A 17,615-nucleotide genomic window follows, 5' to 3' on the forward strand; every position below is an offset into this window, starting at 1 on the left:
TGTTGTGGCTACTTAGAGTGAGCGATCCCCACAAGATTCATGAAAAAACGAGCTAATCCCGATTCGGAACAAAACATCCGGCGCATCGATACGAAGCCTCGCGCCAAGAAACAAACCCACGGTTTCCAGGTGCACTTTCTGCGGGGCGGAGAGACAGTCACGCGCTTGTTTAGCGATTCCGGGTACGGAGGCAAAGAGGGCGCGCGGCGCGCGGCCCGCAAATTTAAGCGATCGGCCATGAGCGATCTGCCGGAACGGGTTTTTCGGGGGCCGGTGAAGGCCACCAAAAAGCGAGGCAAGAAACAGGCGAAAGGGAAGAAGACCCGCGGACGCCGCTAGGCTTCAAGTTGTAGCGACGGCGCTCTGTCGCCGTAAATCTGCTTTGCCTCCGCTTCGCGCGCGTTACGCCGACTGAGCGGCGTCGCTACAACAAAATGCCGCCCAGCATTCCAGGAATCCGGGAGCAAAATCGTCCGGCCGGGCTTTGATCCAGCCGGAAACGACCTCAGGCGGGAAAAACTCGCCATGCTCGATCTCAGACCGGGCCAATCGAAAGGGCCCGTCGTGCTGGCCCTGGTAAAGCCAGATGAACTCCTGGCCAGTCCGTTCCGAGGCGGGAAGCTTGGCCACGCGAGTTAACTCGGTGGCAACCCCCAGCTCTTCCTCCAGCTCCCGGATGGCCGTGGCGTCGTAATCTTCGCCAGCCTCCACATGGCCGGCGGCGCTGGAATCCCAAAGCAGGGGATGCCGGTCCTTCCAACTGGATCGTTTCTGCAAAAAAAGCTCGCCTTTCTTATTGAAAAGCAGGATGTGAACGGCCCGGTGGCGCAAGTTATTCCCATGCACTTCCCCCCGGGGAGCCTCGCCCAGTAACTGGTCCTTCTCGTCTACCACGGGAAAACGCTCGGAAGCGCGTGAATCCTCGATGGCGGCGGCTCCGGACCGGGCCCGATTCGAGAGCGCAATCCATTGCTCGAGATTCAGCTCTTCGGCCCGGGCCAGGGGATTGAAGCCAATCGCATTCGCGGCCTCCGCCCAGTCTGGCAATTCCTCCCGGAGCAAATTTCGAAGTTGCTTGCGACGCTGGGAAAATCCCTGTCGCACGAGCCGAGAAAAAACTTCCGGGTCGTGCTGCGGCAGTTCTCCCGGCGTGCGCGGTGTAATGCGAATAAAAGCAGAATCGACATCCGGCTCAGGGAGAAAAACGCTCGCCGGCACGGTGCGCAAATATTCGACACGATATTGAAGTTGAATGACGAGAGTAAGCGCGCCGTAATCTTTCGTCCCGGGCGCCGCGGAAATGCGCCCCGCCATCTCCTTTTGTAACATTAACAACCATAATGAGATAGGACTTGGATACTGGGTGAACTTTAAAAGGAGCTGGCTCGAGATGTAGTAGGGAAGATTTCCCAGCAGCTTCACCCGCCGCTTCGCGAACAACGGCCGAAGATCGAAATCGAGTGCATCCATGTGAAGCACTTCAAGCCGGTCGTTCTTGAAACGCGTCCGCAAAAATTCCGCCAGTCGCCTGTCTTTTTCGATCGCGAGAACCTTGGCGCCAGATTCAAGACCGAACTCGGTGAGCGCGCCAAGGCCGGGGCCGATTTCGATTACGAAATCGTCACGAGTCAGGTCTGCTTTTTCGACGATCCAGCGCGCGAGGTTCCGGTCGTGCAGAAAATTTTGACCAAGCGTTTTGACCGGGGAGACACGAATTTCACGCAGCGTGGCGTCGATTTCGGAGAGCTTCATCGAGAGGAGCCGGCCGGGGCCCGGGAAAGGGGAAAATGCGGCGTTTTGTTCACAAAAAAATGTGAACAATAAGCACCGTATCGGAGATTTTATTCACAAGTTATTCCAATACCTGGCGGCGTCTCTCAGTGCGCCGCTTCGATCTGTTTGACTCGCCGGGTTTCGGGACGAGCACGCTTTTTCCGGCTGGCCAGATAAGTGCGACGGGCGTCATTGAGGGTTATGCCCTCCAGGAAATAACCGATGCTGGCCCGACCAATGGCGTAGGTGCCGGCTCCGGCCACAGCCCCGCAGACCACGTTGCCCCAGCCGGGGAAAAATTTCAGAAGCGCCCGGGTGCCTTCGCGGAGGAGCATCCCGGCTCCCACATTCACCCCCAGGGCTCCGACGAATTCCGTTGCGGCTCGGAGGCTGCGTTCCCGGCCGCTGATATACATGATCCCGGAGACCATCACGAGCTGGAGAGCGGTCAGAATCGGCAAATCGGCCAGGGGAATTGGTTGCGCCCCAATCGCTGCGCAAATTGCGGTAGTGGATTTCACCAGCGATTGGGCGATCTCGCCCTGGACGCCACGGTCCCCGGCAAGCCGGGCCATTTCCACCCGCGCCTGGTTCGGCATACCTCTCGCGAGCAGGGAAAGGAACGATTGCGTCTGGCTCGCGGACGAGGCGCCGGACTCGCCGGAAGCGATCTCCACGACTTGGAGAAGATGCTCCGCAATTCCCGGCTGCTCCTGGAGCGCGGTTTGGAGAAGCTCTTTCGTCTTCGCATTTGCCGCCAAACGATTTTCTTCCAGGTGAAAATCGTGGCGAGCGCTCTTCGCGTTCCGCAAAACAACGCCAACGACTTTGGGTTTGGTCGCCGCCGCCGAAGCACTCCGGAGGAAGGTCGCGACATTTTCGAGCTCGCTCTGCACTTCCCGGACGCCCTCACCCTCGTTCGCGAGATGAATCAAAATGTCGGCCGGATGCTCCTCCAATTCCTCGCGGATTTTTGGGATGGTCCGTGCCTCGGCACCCCTCGCATCGAGGAACGAAACGGCGCCGCGCCCGCTCAAGTCCATCGCATGCCAGCGAAACAACTCCATCAGCACATCGCGCGATTCCGCCGGTGGCTGCTCGCCGCCGAACAGCGTCGCGACTACCTCCTGGAGGGGCAATTGATTCGACCCACTGAGCACGAAACGCGGCGGCCGCTGTTGCAGGAACAATTCCTTCAACGGGGTCAGCTCATGCAGAACCGGTCGCTGGATGGTCTCCGGAAGCTTGTGCAGGAAACCCTCGAGGCGTTCGATGATGTGGAGAAGGCCGGGGCGGTTCACGGCATTTTCGATTTTCGATTTTCGATTTTCGATTTTCAATTTCATCAGAAAGCGGCTGGATTGCGCTTGGTTTCGATAGACACGCGAACTATACCCGTGTTCATGAGTTTAAATCTGGAAATTCTTTCACGCGCGGCGGACGAGGCGCGCGGATTGGCGATGGACGCGGTGCAATCGTCGAAATCCGGCCACCTCGGTCTTCCCCTGGGCTGCGCGGAAATGGGCGCGGTCCTTTACGGCTCCGTCCTGAAGCATAACCCGGATGAACCGCGCTGGATCGGCCGTGACTATTTCGTCCTCTCCGCCGGCCACGGCAGCATGTTCCTTTACGCCTGGCTGCATATGAGCGGTTACGATTTGCCGATGGCGGAGATCAAAAATTTTCGACAATTGCACAGCAAGACGCCGGGCCATCCCGAATTCTTCGAGACGCCGGGAGTCGAATGCACGACCGGCCCGCTCGGCCAGGGGGTGGCCAATTCCGTTGGCATCGCGGTGGCGATGAAAATGGCGGCGGAACGTTTCAACACGAGCGAGCACCGCATTTTCGATCAGCACTGCATTTGTCTCGCGGGGGACGGTTGTTTGCAGGAAGGCGTTTCCGCGGAAGCCGCGGCGTTCGCCGGACATTTCGGGCTCGATAATTTGATCCTGATTTACGATTCGAACGCCGTCACCCTCGATGCGCCGGCGACGGCCACGCAAAGCGAGGACACCGCCATGCGCTTCAAGGCGTACGGCTTCGACGTCCAGGAAATCAACGGCCAGGACATGCAGGCGTTTCTCGACGCCCTCAATAACGCGAAGGAGAACAACAACGGCCGGCCGAAGTTCATCATCGCGCACACCTTGATCGGCAAAGGCATTCCGGAGGTCGCGGGGACGTTCAAAGCGCACGGGGAAGCGGGCGTGAAATTCGTCGATGCGGCCCGCAAAGGTCTTGGCCTGCCGGAGGAACATTATTTCGTCTCGAAAGAGACCTACGATTATTTCGCGGAGCACAAAAAGAAGCTGCTCGCGGATTACGGCGTCTGGGAAAAAATGTATGGCGATTGGCGCCAGAAAAACGCGGAGAAGGCAAAGCAGCTCGACGACGCGATCGACCGAAAGGTGGATTCCGGGCTTTTGGCGAAAATTCCGGAATTCCCGAAGGATGCGAAGATCGCGACGCGCAAGGCCGGCAGTGACGCGCTTCAGCCTCTGGCGCAGGCGATGCCGTTCTTCGTCAGCGGGAGCGCGGATCTCCATGGCTCGACCTTGAATTACATTAAGGATGGCGGCGATTTCACCCGCGAGACGCCGGGCGGCCGCAACATTCATTTCGGAATTCGCGAACACGCCATGTGCGCGATCATGAACGGCATTTCCTATCACGGAGTTTTCCGGGCGTCGGGCGCGACTTTTTTGGTGTTCACCGATTATTGCCGCCCTTCGATTCGTCTCGCGGCGCTCTCGAAGCTGCCGAACATTTATATCTTCACCCACGACTCGATTGGGGTCGGTGAAGATGGTCCAACCCACGAGCCGGTCGAAACGGTGAGTTCGGTCCGCGTCATGCCGCAGATCGATGTGATCCGGCCGGCCGACCCGGAAGAAACGGCCGGCGCGTTTGTGGCGGCGGCGGAACGCATTGACGGGCCGACCTTGCTCGCCCTCACCCGGCAGGCCGTGCCGATGTTGAACGATATCGACGTGAAAACGCGCCGGGAAGGCGTCAGTCGCGGCGGTTACATCGCGAAGCGCGAAACCGGCAAACTGGACCTGATTCTGTTGTCCTGCGGCAGCGAGTTGCAGCACGCGATGAAAGCCGCCGGCGAGTTGGGCGAGGGGACGCGGGTTGTTTCGATGCCCTGCTTCGAGCGCTTCAACCGGCAATCGGCCGAGTACCGCGAAGAAGTGTTGCCGTCGTCGTGCCGGCGCCGCGTGGCGATTGAAGCCGGCGTGCCGCAGCTCTGGTCACAATACGTGGGCCTCGATGGGAAGATCGTCGGCTTGCATCGCTTTGGCATGAGCGCGCCGGGCGATCAAGTGATGAAGGAAATGGGAATCGACGCCGCCCATGTGGTCGAGGCGGCGAAATCGCTTTAATTTTTCAGCGCCAACGGCGCAGCATCACTTCAAGCCTGGGGCAACGCCCCAGGATAAATAGCAATTAGTCAGCAGCGCTGAAAGCGCGATTCAAAGCTGAGTGGTCGCGCTTCGTGATGACCCGCCGTGAGTCGCGCTTTCAGCGCTGGTGCCCTCCGATTGTTTTACCTGGGACGTTGCCCCAGGCTAAGATGAAATTGCGCCGTTGGCGCGTTACATCGGCTCCGGAACGTTCCGGGCGCGATCTTCGAAGCGGGTGAATTCCTTCAGGAAGGTCAGCGCAATTTCGCCCACCGGGCCATTTCGCTGCTTCGCAATAATCAGCTCGGCTTCACCGGCTTTCTCGGCCCGGGCGTCTTCATCTTCTTCGTAGATTTCCGGCCGCACCAGCAGGCCCACTAAATCCGCGTCCTGTTCGATCGAGCCCGACTCACGCAAATCGCTCAGGCGCGGTTTGCCGCCGGTCCTCGCTTCCGGCTGGCGATTCAACTGGGCCAGCACGACCACCGGCACCTTCAATTCCTTGGCGAGACCTTTTAAGCCGGATGAGATTTCGGAAATTTCGAGCTGCCGATTGTCCTGCGCGCGCCGCGTCGTCGAACGCAACAACTGCAAGTAATCGACTACGATCAGCTTGATGTCCTTCTGTGCCTTGAGCCGGCGTGCCTTCGCCCGCAATTCGAGAATGCTCAGGCTCGCACTGTCGTCGATGAAGATTTGCGCTTCCGCCAGCTTGGAGGCCGCAGCCGTCAAACTCGGAAAATCGCGCTCGGCCAAAAATCCATCCCGCACCTTTTGCAGGTTCACCCGCGCCCGAGAGCAGAGGAGACGTTGCACCAGCTGCTGGCTGCTCATTTCCAAACTGAAAACCGCCACCGGCAATTTTTCATTGATCGCGACATGCTCGGCGATGTTCATGGCCAGCGCCGTCTTACCCATGCTGGGCCGCGCGGCGATCACGATCATCTCGGCTTCGTGCAAACCGTTCGTCATTCGGTCCAGCTCGGCGAACCCGGTCGAGATCCCGGTAATTCCGCCGCGCCTCTCGTAAAGCTGTTCGATCGCTTCGATCGCCTCCATCACCTGGTCCTTCATGGTCAGCATCTGGCCCTTGAAGCGATCTTCGCCCACGGAGAAAATTTTCTGCTCCACTTCGTCGAGCAGGTTGTGCACTTCATCCTGTTCCTCGAACGAACGGCGCACGCTTTCCGTGCAGGCGGCGATGATCTGGCGGAGAATGTATTTGTCCCGAACGATCTCGAGATAGTAGGTCACGTTCGCCGCCGTCGGGACAAAGGTGAAAAGACTCGTGACCGCCGCGGCGCCGCCGACGGTTTCGAGCAGATTCTGATCGCGCAAAACCTGCGTAAACGTGATTAGGTCGATCCCCTGTCCCGCGTTCCAAAGCTCGACCAGGACCGTGTAGATTGTCTGATGCGCGGGGTCGTAAAAATAGTCCTCGTTAATTTTTTCGACGCATTCCGCGATGATTTCGCGCGGCGAAATCAGCATGGAACCGAGGACGCCCTGCTCGGCCTCGACGCTGTGCGGCAACGTCCTGTGAATATCCTGCGAGGAAGCTGTGAATGACCCGCCGCCGTTTTGGCCGCCATTCTTTTGCGGCCAGCCTCGGCCGGGCTCGTTGCCCGATTTCTTGCGAGACTGCTGTCCTCCCCTCAGGGATGGATCAGTAGCCATTCATCTATTTGTGGTCGGTGCGTTTCCTAAACGGTCTCGCCTTTTCGGTGATCTCGCCGGCGGGCGCGGCGGCCGGGGCCGGAGCTTCTTCCTTCGAAGGTTTCACCTGGAAAATAAATTTCGCCGTGACGTCGTGGTGCAACTTGATCGGCACCTCGTGTTCGCCGGTGGTCTTGATTGGATGATCGAGCACAATGCGGTGGCGATCGATTTCGTTGCCGAGCTCGTTCTTCAGGCGCTTCACCAAATCCTGCGCGGTGATCGATCCGAACGCTTTTCCGGTCTCGCCAGTTTCGAGGGTGAAGACCACTTTGAGTTTGCTGATCCGGCGAGAAAGCTCTTCCGCTTCATTCAGTTCCGCGGCTTCGCGCGCGGCCCGTTTCGCTTTCAGGTTGTCGAGCTGACGCAGGCTGCGTTTGGTAACTTCGTAGGCTTTGCCCTGGGGCAAAAGAAAATTGCGCGCGTACCCGCGACGCACTTTTACGACGTCCGCCTCGGCGCCAAGGCCCGGGACGTTTTCGGTCAAAATAATTTCAGTGGAAGGCATGGCAAATTTTGTCTGATAAAGTGCCGCACGAAAAAAATCGGCGAGCGCGGGGGAGAGGATTATAGAATCCTCCACGGTGCTGTCAAACGCTTAGAAAAAGAATCGCCGCGCAGTGATCGGGCATTTGCAGTCTTCAACTTTGAGGCGATTTATTCGCGTCCAGAGCGTCTAGCGAAAGAGATTTATTTTCTGATCGTGCCCTGTTTGTCGACGACAATCACGTGTCCGTCCTTTGTTTCGTAACGTCCAGCAGCGGCGCGAACGGTCTTGCCGTTTGCGCCCCGAATGAATAACTGATTACGAGAAAGACGCGCCTGCCTACCGTCTCGGAATGTAATGGGATCTTCAGGGCGTAGCCGGACTGGACCCTCTTCGAGGACTCTTGGGGGCAACATCGTTGCCATGTGAGCTGTGAGTGAAAACGCTCCGGTATTATCGCTGTAATAACCTGGTGCCGTTTCCTTCCGCCGATCACCAGAATCCGCCAAGCCGAGGTAAAGGCGCGTGGCCGAAGGCGGTACCTCGAACTTCTGAAGATTACCCGTTTTTGTCCCGGTCAAGCCGTCTCCTATAAAAAAGATTTGGCCGATCTCTGGTGTCAATCTCGGGAATGCCGTGCCTTCGCCGGTGGAACTGAAATCCAAGGTCTTCGGCGCCGGGGCCTTCGGCTCTGCTGGGCCGAGAAAAACGCCGACCAGGCACCCGCTGGTCGATGCTCGAAAACCCGAAATGCCCCCGTAAGGCAAGATGATGCTTCCTTCGTTAATTGCTACGCCATCCGGGCCGGTCCCGCTACTGTGGGCGGGATCAATCGCCACTTGCCCGCCTACATCAGAAAAGGTCAGAATCTTTCGCGAACCTGCAACAAACCTAAACAAAACAGGCAGCAGGCCCGCGCCTCCGCCTCCCGGTTCAGGCGGAGACGAGTGACCCGCACCGAAGATATTCGCATTGCCGGGAATAACGAGCGGGGTGCCGAGCCAACCAGGTGCTGCCACGGCATCCGGGTCGCGTGGTCCAGCGGAAGCATCGAAATGAATAAGTATTGTCAGCAACGCCATCGCCGAGCCCCACGCTGTTGATTTCAATCGGAGTTTCCTCGGAACGACATGACTGACCTTATGGAGCTTTGTAATCATACCCGTTCCTTCGGAAAATCTCGTAGTCCGTTGCAGAAAATCGATTGATGGAGCGCGATCTTCTTGCGGCCCGCGTCGAATTCAGGGTCGCCCGCAGCGTTCCATCCATCACTTGATGCGAAGATCGCGCACCCTTTGGCAATCAACTGCGGGACGGTGGACCAGGGAAGGCATCGATTCTCGCGAGCGCGAGATCATTCGTCAGCGCGCTGCTGTTTGCTTCGCCTCGTATTGGCGAAGCAAATTCTCGAAGCGCGGATCGTTACGTAGCGGGTCCCATCGCGGGTGAATTCGCAGTGAGTTCACGTTCTCACCCGCCGGCGCCGCCAGGATATGTGCCAAAAGCGGAATGGCGAGATCAGGTTCATCAGTCATTGCATAAATCCAGGCGGCGTAGAGCGAATCGCTCAGGCTGCCTAACAAGTTCTTTGATTCGGGAAAAATTTCGAGGGCGCGGCGCGCTTCGCGAATTGCATCCTCTTTCCGGCCCAGACCTGCGTAGGCCTCCGCCAACCGCAGATGGCCATTTACATCGAGCGAATGCTCCTCGACCGCGCGCTCCAAACCTGGCCGCACTTGTTCATAGAGCGCCCGCGACTTTTCCTTGTCACCAGCCATAAAGGAGTAGGCGCCCAGGAGAAGTTTTTTGGGTAACATGCCCTTGTTTGTTTCAATAGGATCATGCGGATCGGCGAGCAGGATTTTTTCGGCTTCGGCAAATTGCCGGATGTAAATTCTGCTCGCCGCGAAATCGGCCGCGCGATGACCTTCGGGATCATCGCCGGTGGGGGCGGGCAGATTCTGGAGGGCGGTCAGATCTTTTTTCCAAAAGAGTTGCTGCCAGGCGCGATGGAGTTGGAACATCCATGGGTTGGGCGCGACGGCGATGGCGTGGTCGAGTGCTCCGGCCGCGGAGGCGAAATCGCGAGTAATATGGTAAGCAAAGAACAGCCTGTGCCAGCGCTCGACGCTATTGGGATCCAGTGATGCTGCTTTTTTGAGATTGGCGATAGCTTCAGTGAAATTCCCCTTGTCGAGCTGGCTGCGGCCGATCAAACCGAAAACCTCAGCGCTGTTTGGCAAGCTGCGTTGCGCTATCGTGAATTCCCGCAACGCCGCGTCGAGGTCAATCTCGCCCGCGGAAACCTTGCCCTCCCAATGGAAGCGCCCCAAAGCCAGGTGCGCTTCGGGCAGATCGGGTTGAAGGCGGAGGGCTTCCTCGGCGGCTGCTTGTGCTTTTTGCGAGCGCGCAAAAGAAGTTTCATATTCGTTACGATACAAAGTTTCTAGTTGCGATAGCCGGGCGAAAGCCAACGCGAACGAAGGATCGCGCGCGATCGCTTCCTGGTACAAGCGCTCGGCTTCGTCCAGGGCGGCTCTGGGTTTTTGGTACGGAGCAACCAGATTGTTTGCTTGAAGATAAAGGAGATAGGCCTCGCCATCCTTCGTGGGCGAGCGCTGGAGCCCAGCGTTTTCTTTGGGCGAAAGATTCGCCTCGAGCGCCGCCGCGATGTGCAGCGCCAGCTCGCTTTGGATTGAAAAGGTGTTGGCTAGCTCGCGGTCGAAATTTTCCGCCCAAATCTGCTGGCCGTTCGCAACGTGAATCAATTGAATATTGATCCGGGCCCGATTGCCTTCGCGCCGCACGCTTCCTTCCAGCAGATCGCTGACGCCGAGTGCTTTCCCGATCTCCTTCAGATCGCGCGGACCAGTTTTGTACGCCAGGACGGAATTGCGCGAAATAACCCTCAAGCCTCCGATCTTTGACAGATTCACCAGCACGTCCTCGTGGATGCCGCTTGCCAGGTAGGCGTTGGTCGGATCGTCGCTCAAATTCTCGAAAGGCAGAACGGCAATGCTTTTGTCCGCGGACCAATTCTCCACTGGCGCTTTTGGTGGCAAGAAAAGATAGAGAGCGGCCGACAGGACGGTAAGAGCTGCGGCGGCGAACGCGAAATAGCCTGTGCGGATTCCGCGGCGCGACCGACGGAACCTCGCCAGTTTTGCGCCAAGCTCCTGGAGGCCCGGACGTGCCGCCGGCTCGTTTGCGAGCATCGAGTGGAGAACCGCTCGAAAATGCGCCGGGACTTTCGCTGCTCTCAATTGTGCCAGAGGCGGATTTGCCGTTCGCGCCCTAGAGGTAGAATCTCCAAACGGCGTGTGTCCGGTGAGCACGAACCAGAGCGTCGCGCCTAGGGAGTAAATATCCGACCGGACATCGATCGGCTTGTTTGTGAATTGCTCGGGGCTGGCAAACGCCGGTGTGCCGACAAAACCGGCATGCGTTAGGGTGCGCACGTCGGTCGTTTCCGCGACCGCTTTCGCAATTCCGAAATCGATCACCTTGATCGTAAAATCCACGCCGTTGTCGCCTTCGACCATCATCAGGTTCGACGGTTTGATGTCGCGATGGACCAGCCCTTGTTTCTGAGCAGCCAGGAGCGCTTCTGTGACCTGTCGGGCAATTTCAGCCGCCGCGCGGGAGTCAAGCGGGCCCGTGCGCTGCATCCGTTCCTCGAGCGTTTCGCCCTCGATTAATTCCATCGCGTAAAAGCATTGGCCGGTCTCCTCGCGAATCCCGAAGTGATAGACGGTGGCGATGTTCGGATGGCGCAACGACGCGGCTGCGCGCGCTTCCCGCGTGAATCGCGCGGTGGCCTGACTGCGAGATCGGCTCTGATTGGAGTGGATAATTTTCAGCGCAACGGGCCGGGCCAGCGAAACGTCGATTGCGCGATAAGTGACGCCCATCGCGCCGCGGCCAAGCTCCCACGGACTGCCGTCGTCGTGTCGCGCGATCGTGTAAGCGCCGAATTGGTCGGGCACAACTTCGGGCAGTGAATCCGCGGTTTCTTCGTGGGCGGAGTCATCAAGGCCGACGCGCAGCAGGCAGACCATGCAGCCAAGATCGGCCTCGGCCGAACCCGTATCGATAGTCGTCCCGCAAGTCGGACAAAGGCCCGCGCGATTTTGTATGGCAGGCATTGGGTTGTTCTCGCTTCTCGTTACCCCGTCATCACCTGACAAAGGTACCGGAGTTCTTCATCCACCTCAGCGGAATTCGTGAGGGTGCCGCCGACTTCTTCGCGCAAAATGGCGCGAAACCGGGCTCGCAATCTACCGACGTCGCTCCGCAATGTCACAACTGGGCGACCTAAATGCGGCGCGATTTCATCATAAGGAATCTGTGTTTCAGCTCCCACGGAAAGCTGGGACTTCAGCGCTTGGAACAAAGCGCCTTTGCCTGCGACCGCACATTCCTGCGCGAGTCGGCTCAGCGATTGACGCAGGAGCGACGACGCCCATTCGCGGTCGTAAACATGGTCGGCGCTTCCATTGTTGGCGCGAGCCGCGTGAACCTCAGCTTCGGAAATCGCGACGTCATCGAGTTCTCGCAGAATCGCGCCGCCTCCTCGCTTTTGCGCGCGATCGCGATCGTGTTCGTCCGCGAGAAAATGTTTTAAAGCACCCAGGAGAAAGGAACGAAAACGTCCTTTGCTTCGTTCCGCCCGCGCGTAGGCGCGGTTCTCAATCAGATCGGCAAAAAAACCCTGCGTTAGGTCCTGGGCGTCATGGGCCGGCTTCCCCTGTCGTCTTAGGAAGAGATAGACCGGTTGCCAGTAAATGCCGCAAAGTTCCGAGAGCGCATTTTGCGAATCAATCGTCGGAGTCTGGGATTGGGCGGCCTTCCGAATAATTGTCCAGCGCGTCGAGGCGAAGAGACCTTCGCGGGTGATGTCCTCGCTGGGGGCCGCAGGCATCCGGAGTTGATATCAGGCCGACGAAAGAACAACAAGCTCATAGAGGAAACCGTTCCGGGGCTTGGCGGGGGATTAAGATCCTAAACCATGCCGAGCTTCATCCGGCCGGCTTCGCTGATCATGTTCTGGTTCCAGGGAGGATCCCAGACTAGCTGGACATCGGCTTCATCGACGCCGTCGATCGTGAGGATCTTGCTTTGGGCATCGTGCGCAATCGCCGGTCCCATTCCGCAACCGGGCGCGGTCAACGTCATTTTCACATCGACCTTTACGCCGCCTTCCGGCCGTTTCGTGAGCTGGCAATCGTAAACCAAACCGAGATCGACAATGTTGACGGGGATTTCCGGGTCGAAGCATTGCTTCAATTGATCCCAGACCGCTTTTTCATCGACCTCGCCGGTGAAGGGGGCGGCCGGTTTCGCGGCGCCGTTGGTTGCATCGGATTTTTCGAGGCCCAGGGCGTCAGCATCTTTTTCGGCGACGCGCGCGAGTCCCTGATAGGTCGCCACGGTGTAGCTGCCTCCGAGCGCCTGGGTAATCACACCGGGCGTTCCTTCCGGAATCGTCGTCTTGGTTCCGCTCGGGATCTGAATCGCTTCCACGTCCCGCGATAAGGTGAATTCTTTGTTTTCGTGCATGGGAAATTTCTAGGAGCTACAGATTAACACGGATCTACACGGATAATTGAAGAAACAATTTCCTAATCCGTGTTTGATCCGTGTTCATCCGTGGCCAAAATCACTTTGATTTTCTTCGGCGTCGGGTCAGCCGCGAAACTTTGCAGAAGCGTGGGCGCCGTCGGCTTGCTCTGAGTGTTTTGCGGCGCTTCTCCACCGCTCAAGGCCGATCGCAGGGCGCCCTCGACCAATTGGGCGCAATGAATTTTCACGGGTGGCAATGCTCCCAGGGGTGCGGCCAGCTCTTCCCCCGACATCGCTTGCGCTTCCGCCACCGTTTTTCCCGCCAACAGCTCAGTCGCCACGCTCGCCACCGCGATCGCTGTCTGGCAGCCGAAGGTTTGGAACGTCGCGCGATCGATCACTTTCCGGCCGTCCTGTTCCTTGAATTTCACCCACATCCGGAGCATGTCTCCGCAATCGGCGCTCCCCACGGTGCCAATGGCGTCGGCGTCTTTCATTTCGCCGAGGTTCCGCGGATTCTTGACCGCTTCCTCGATCTTCGCTTGCAGGTCGTCACTCATGCCTGTTCGACGTGATAGCGCGGCAGCTTCGGATCGACCTCGGCGCTGTAGGCATCGATCCCGCCGCGCAGGCTTTTCACGTTTTCGAAGCCGTGTCCCTGGAAATAGGCGGCTGCATCCATGCTCCGCGCGCCCGTGTGATCGTAAATCACAAGAAGATTTGTCCGCGAACCAGTGCCCAGGATTTCCTGCATGAGCTCCTGGGTAAAAAGATGCGAGCTCGGGAGCTTCACGGCGTCATGTTCCTCGCGGGTGCGAATATCGAGCAGGTAAACGACGTCGCCGGCCGCGATTCGCTCCGCGAGCTCGCGCGGTTCAATTTGCATGGCCCGCTCGGCTTCATCGCTTGTCACGATATGTTCGACTACCTCGCCGACATCCAGGTTCTCATTCCGCGCGCAAACCCCGGTGAGCGTTTCGTCCGGACTGAACCCGCAGCTGGCGCAGCCCCCGATATGATATTTCCGGAACAAAGCGCGTTGGGCCCCGGGGAACTGTTCGAGCAGTTCCTTCATCGTGATGTTGGGATCGATGGCAGTGACCATTGACTGAAGGTATTTGCCAAGGCAGGCGGCGCAACCTCTCGGGTAGGGTGGGCGTCTCGCCCGCCGGTTTTCGCGTCACGCGAAAATAATCTTTCAAGTTCGCGAACGCGAGACGCGTTCGCCGGCGGGCGAGACGCCCACCCTACCCGAGATTACAGCTTCGCCGGCTCGGCCAGAAGCTCGACGATCCGCTTCAGCAAACGTCCCGCGCCGCCCCCATCGAGGCTGCGGTGATCAAAACTCAAGGTCAACTCAGCTTGAGTGGTCGGCACGAATTGCTCCTTCTCCTCATTCCACGTCGGCGATTTTTTCCCGGCGCCGAGACCGAGAAGCAAGGTCTGATCAGGCAACGGAATCGGTGTTCCCCAGTCCAAACCGAAAGTGCCGAAGTTCGACACCGAGGCGATGCCTCCGGCGGTTTGCTCAGCGGTTATTCGCCGGCGCCGCGCGAGATCGACGAGCTCTCCATATTGTTTCGCCAGGTCGCCCAGCGAGGTCTTGTCCGCGCCGCGCACAACGGGGACCATGATGCCTTCCCCGGCTTCCACCGCGACACCGATATCGATCGAGCCGGATCGAATCGCCCGTCCACCGATCAAGCGGGCCGCGGCTTCCGGTTGTTCGCCGAGAGCGAGGGCAAGCGCGCGAAGAACATAAAGCGCCGGACCCGGCTTCGGATGGCGTTTTCCCCGGTCCTCTAGAACCGGGTCGAGACAAACCGAAAGCCCCACTGTCGCCAGCGGGCGGGTCCAACTGCGGCGCATCGCGTCGGCGACGCCGGTCCGGATTGCGCTCGGCTTCTCCGCGGAAAGTCCTTCGATGCCGCCAAGAAAACTCTCCAAATCTTTGATCGTGACGCGACCGGCCGCGCCCGTTCCGGCAATGCCGGCGAGGTCGGCGCTGGTCAGGCTCAACTCCAGCATTCGCGCCCGAACGCGCGGTGAGAGATATCCGGCGCCCTTCGCACTCGCCGGCACCGGCAGACCACCCGAGCCGTCGCCGGCCGTTGTGGCCACCTGCGGCAACGCGGTTTCATCCACCTGGAAATGCGAGCCGCTTCCATTCTGCGTCTTCACCGCCTTCGCAGACTCTTCCTGCCGGCCGGGGATTTCTTTCGCGACGTCGCCGGTTGGTTGCGGCGAGCGTTTTTGAAAACGAGCCGCATCGGCTTCGCTGGCCTCGACGTAACCGAGCACAGCGCCGACGGCGTAGGTCCCTTTCACTTCCGCCTCAATCTTCATGATCTCGCCGGCGCAGGGCGTGGTCACGCCCATGACCGCCTTGTCGGTCTCGACTTCGATGATCTCCTGGTCGGCCGAAACCTTGTCGCCCGGTTTGATCTTGATGGAAACAATCGTGGCTTCGGCCATCGATTCGCCGAGCTGCGGCATGGTGATTGGGACTTGCGGCATAATTATTCAGCTAAGATCTGGCGCGCTTTCGCGGCGATCGTTTTGGCGTTCGGGCGATGCTCGCTCCAGATATTCGGGTGATAGGGGATCGGAGTGTCCTTGGCGTTCACCCGCCCGGGCGCCGCGTCGAGCAAATGGAATCCTTCGCTCGCCACTCGCGCGATGACCTCCGCCGTCACGCCCCCCCACGGAAATGCTTCGCCGACGCAAAGCAGGCGGCCCGTGCGCGCGACGGAAGCGAGCACGGTATTCGTATCGAGCGGTTTCACCGTCCGGAGATCGATTACTTCGATCTCATAACCTTCGGCGCTGAACTGTCTGGCGACCGCGAGCGCTTCGTGAAGCATCGCGCTGTAAGTCACAATCGTGAGATCGCGTCCCGGCCGGACGATCCGAGCCTGTCCGATCGGCATCCTGTCACTCGGCAGCGCGTCCGCTTTGAGGTGGTAATAAAGATATTTGTGTTCGCAATAGACCACCGGGTCGTCGATCGCCACCGCGTCGATCAACATCGTGTAAGCATCCTCGACGGTGGCCGGCGTCATCACGATCACCCCTGGATAATGGGAGTAAAGTCCCTCCATGCTTTGGCTGTGAAACGGGCCGCTCCCTTTCGTGCCGCCGGACGGCAACCGTACCGTGATCGGCACCGGAACGTTCGTCCGGTAAAAGTGGGTGCCGGCGTTATTCAGAATCTGGTTGAGCGCGATGCTGGAAAAATCGGCAAACTGCATCTCGACGATCGGCCGCATTCCCTCCAGGGCGGCGCCGATGGCCGTGCCGACCATCGCGTCCTCGCTGATCGGGGTGTTCAACACGCGCCCGGGAAATCTTTCCGCCAGTCCTTTCGTCGCCTTGAATGCGCCGCCGAATTTGCCGGCAATGTCCTGACCGTAAATGAAAACGCGCTCGTCTTTCTCGAGAAGATGAGCCTGGGCTTCGCGAATGGCTTCGAGGTAGGTGACGCTCATTCGTGCTTCGTCATTCCGGTCGATCCGCCAACTGGCGGACCGAGAGCGCGCACCAATCTTCTTCGCTCGCCTGCGGCGGGTCTTCCTGCTGCGCGGTCGCGACCGCTTCCTCGACTTCGGTGGCGATCTCCGCGCGCAGTCGCTGCAACGCCTCGCGGTCCATCAACCCCTGCTCAACAACAAACTTTTCGGTCCGCACCAATACGTCCTGCGCGAACGGCTCGCGTTTGATTTCGTCGGAGACGTAGCTGGCGTCGTCGTGTTCGCCGTGGCCGGCGAGGCGCAAAGTTGACGCGACCACGAGCTGCGGGGGCCGGCCGGCGCGGGCGCGTTTCACGGCCGTTTCGATAACGTCGAGACAGGCGGCGAGATCGGTCCCGTCGACGGTGTAGCCTTCGTAACCGTAACCTTTCGCGCGATCGACCAAATCGGCGCAGGCAAACGTCCGATCGTTAGGCGTGGAGTAGGAGTAATGATTGTTCGTCGCTACCACGACCAGCGGCACGTGCTCGACCGCGGCGATATTCATTCCTTCGTGGGTGGCCCCAGTTTGCATGCCGCCGTCGCCAATTGTCGTCAGGCCAACAAACCCCTTTTCGCCCTTCATTCGTTTCGCGAGCAATTTGCCGGTAATCACCGAGGTCATCGCGCCGAGATGGCTGATCATGGCCAGTTGGTTATCAAGGGGGCGGCCCCGGTGAATGTTGCCGTCCCGTCCGCGCATTGGCCCCGCTTTGGAACCGAGATAGGTGCGCGCCACGTCGATGAGCGGTTCGCCAAAAGCCGAGCGCCCCGCCTGGTCGCGAATCAAGGGCGCAAAGACGTCGCCTTTACTTTTGTCCAAAAACATTCCGCAGGCCGCGCTGACCGCTTCCTGCCCACGGCCGAGGTAAACCCCGCCGACGATCATGCCGCCGCGATACAGGGCGGCCAGTTTCTCCTCAAAAATCCGCGTGAGCAGCATCCAGCGAAACGCCTCGAGATATCGTTCGTGGGGCGCTTTTTTCGAAGTCGTAGCGCCGCGTTCCGCAGTTTGGAGCATCTAAGATTTTGGCAGCAAGGGTATGGGGCGGCAAATGACATTTTGCTTGGAGAACCACTGTGTCGTCATCCCAAGGCGGGCAGACGGCGAAAGACCTCCCAGAAGCCCGGCAAACGTCCCCACGTTACCAGAAGGTG

The 17,615-nt window shown here is 59.1% G+C and carries 15 protein-coding genes; 2 read left to right on the forward strand and 13 right to left on the reverse strand.

Annotated elements, in window-relative coordinates; genetic code table 11:
- The first annotated feature begins 39 nt into the window (after positions 1-39).
- Positions 40-339 carry a hypothetical protein gene (locus tag VJU77_15960; protein ID HKP04848.1) on the forward strand — a complete coding sequence of 100 codons (300 nt, stop codon included), beginning with the start codon at positions 40-42 and terminating at the stop codon, positions 337-339.
- Between the two features lie 63 nt (positions 340-402).
- Here VJU77_15960 and rsmA read toward each other — a convergent pair whose 3' ends face one another.
- Together rsmA and VJU77_15970 are read right to left on the reverse strand one after the other, a co-directional pair.
- On the reverse strand, positions 403-1,752 hold the full coding sequence (rsmA, locus tag VJU77_15965; GenBank protein HKP04849.1) for a 16S rRNA (adenine(1518)-N(6)/adenine(1519)-N(6))-dimethyltransferase RsmA: 1,350 nt from the start codon (positions 1,750-1,752) through the stop codon (positions 403-405).
- 125 nt (positions 1,753-1,877) lie between these two features.
- Positions 1,878-3,119, reverse strand: a complete 1,242-nt coding sequence (locus VJU77_15970) for a hypothetical protein (protein ID HKP04850.1) — start codon at positions 3,117-3,119, stop codon at positions 1,878-1,880.
- 57 nt (positions 3,120-3,176) lie between these two features.
- Between VJU77_15970 and tkt the strand changes: the two genes are divergently transcribed.
- Positions 3,177-5,162 (forward strand): transketolase, encoded by a 1,986-nt coding sequence (gene tkt, locus VJU77_15975; protein HKP04851.1) that lies wholly within the window; start codon positions 3,177-3,179, stop codon positions 5,160-5,162.
- Between the two features lie 213 nt (positions 5,163-5,375).
- On the opposite strand, the gene dnaB is transcribed toward tkt, so the two are convergent.
- The 11 genes from dnaB to VJU77_16030 form a co-directional block, all read right to left on the reverse strand.
- Positions 5,376-6,860, reverse strand: a complete 1,485-nt coding sequence (gene dnaB / locus VJU77_15980; GenBank protein ID HKP04852.1) for a replicative DNA helicase — start codon at positions 6,858-6,860, stop codon at positions 5,376-5,378.
- Between the two features lie 4 nt (positions 6,861-6,864).
- Positions 6,865-7,407, reverse strand: coding sequence for a 50S ribosomal protein L9 (rplI, locus tag VJU77_15985; protein ID HKP04853.1), 543 nt, complete (start codon positions 7,405-7,407; stop codon positions 6,865-6,867).
- Positions 7,408-7,589: 182 nt separating this feature from the next.
- A complete protein-coding gene (locus VJU77_15990) occupies positions 7,590-8,495 on the reverse strand; it encodes a hypothetical protein (protein HKP04854.1) in 906 nt (301 codons plus the stop codon).
- A 252-nt stretch (positions 8,496-8,747) separates the two neighbouring features.
- Positions 8,748-11,531 (reverse strand): protein kinase, encoded by a 2,784-nt coding sequence (locus VJU77_15995; protein HKP04855.1) that lies wholly within the window; start codon positions 11,529-11,531, stop codon positions 8,748-8,750.
- A gap of 20 nt (positions 11,532-11,551) precedes the next feature.
- Positions 11,552-12,307, reverse strand: coding sequence for a hypothetical protein (locus VJU77_16000; GenBank protein ID HKP04856.1), 756 nt, complete (start codon positions 12,305-12,307; stop codon positions 11,552-11,554).
- A gap of 80 nt (positions 12,308-12,387) precedes the next feature.
- Positions 12,388-12,945, reverse strand: a complete 558-nt coding sequence (gene sufT, locus VJU77_16005; GenBank protein ID HKP04857.1) for a putative Fe-S cluster assembly protein SufT — start codon at positions 12,943-12,945, stop codon at positions 12,388-12,390.
- Between the two features lie 62 nt (positions 12,946-13,007).
- A complete protein-coding gene (locus VJU77_16010) occupies positions 13,008-13,508 on the reverse strand; it encodes an iron-sulfur cluster assembly scaffold protein (protein ID HKP04858.1) in 501 nt (166 codons plus the stop codon).
- A complete protein-coding gene (locus VJU77_16015) occupies positions 13,505-14,053 on the reverse strand; it encodes a rhodanese-like domain-containing protein (GenBank protein HKP04859.1) in 549 nt (182 codons plus the stop codon). Before VJU77_16015 ends, VJU77_16010 begins: the two co-directional genes overlap by 4 nt.
- Positions 14,054-14,205: 152 nt before the next feature.
- Positions 14,206-15,465 (reverse strand): 2-oxo acid dehydrogenase subunit E2, encoded by a 1,260-nt coding sequence (locus VJU77_16020; GenBank protein ID HKP04860.1) that lies wholly within the window; start codon positions 15,463-15,465, stop codon positions 14,206-14,208.
- A gap of 2 nt (positions 15,466-15,467) precedes the next feature.
- Positions 15,468-16,436 (reverse strand): transketolase C-terminal domain-containing protein, encoded by a 969-nt coding sequence (locus VJU77_16025; GenBank protein ID HKP04861.1) that lies wholly within the window; start codon positions 16,434-16,436, stop codon positions 15,468-15,470.
- 10 nt (positions 16,437-16,446) lie between these two features.
- The gene (locus VJU77_16030) at positions 16,447-17,478 is read right to left on the reverse strand and encodes a thiamine pyrophosphate-dependent dehydrogenase E1 component subunit alpha (GenBank protein HKP04862.1); all 1,032 of its coding nucleotides are present in this window, start codon (positions 17,476-17,478) and stop codon (positions 16,447-16,449) included.
- Positions 17,479-17,615 lie beyond the last annotated feature (137 nt).

The sequence above is a fragment of the Chthoniobacterales bacterium genome (assembly GCA_035274845.1).
In the GTDB taxonomy this organism is placed as follows: domain Bacteria; phylum Verrucomicrobiota; class Verrucomicrobiia; order Chthoniobacterales; family UBA10450; genus AV80.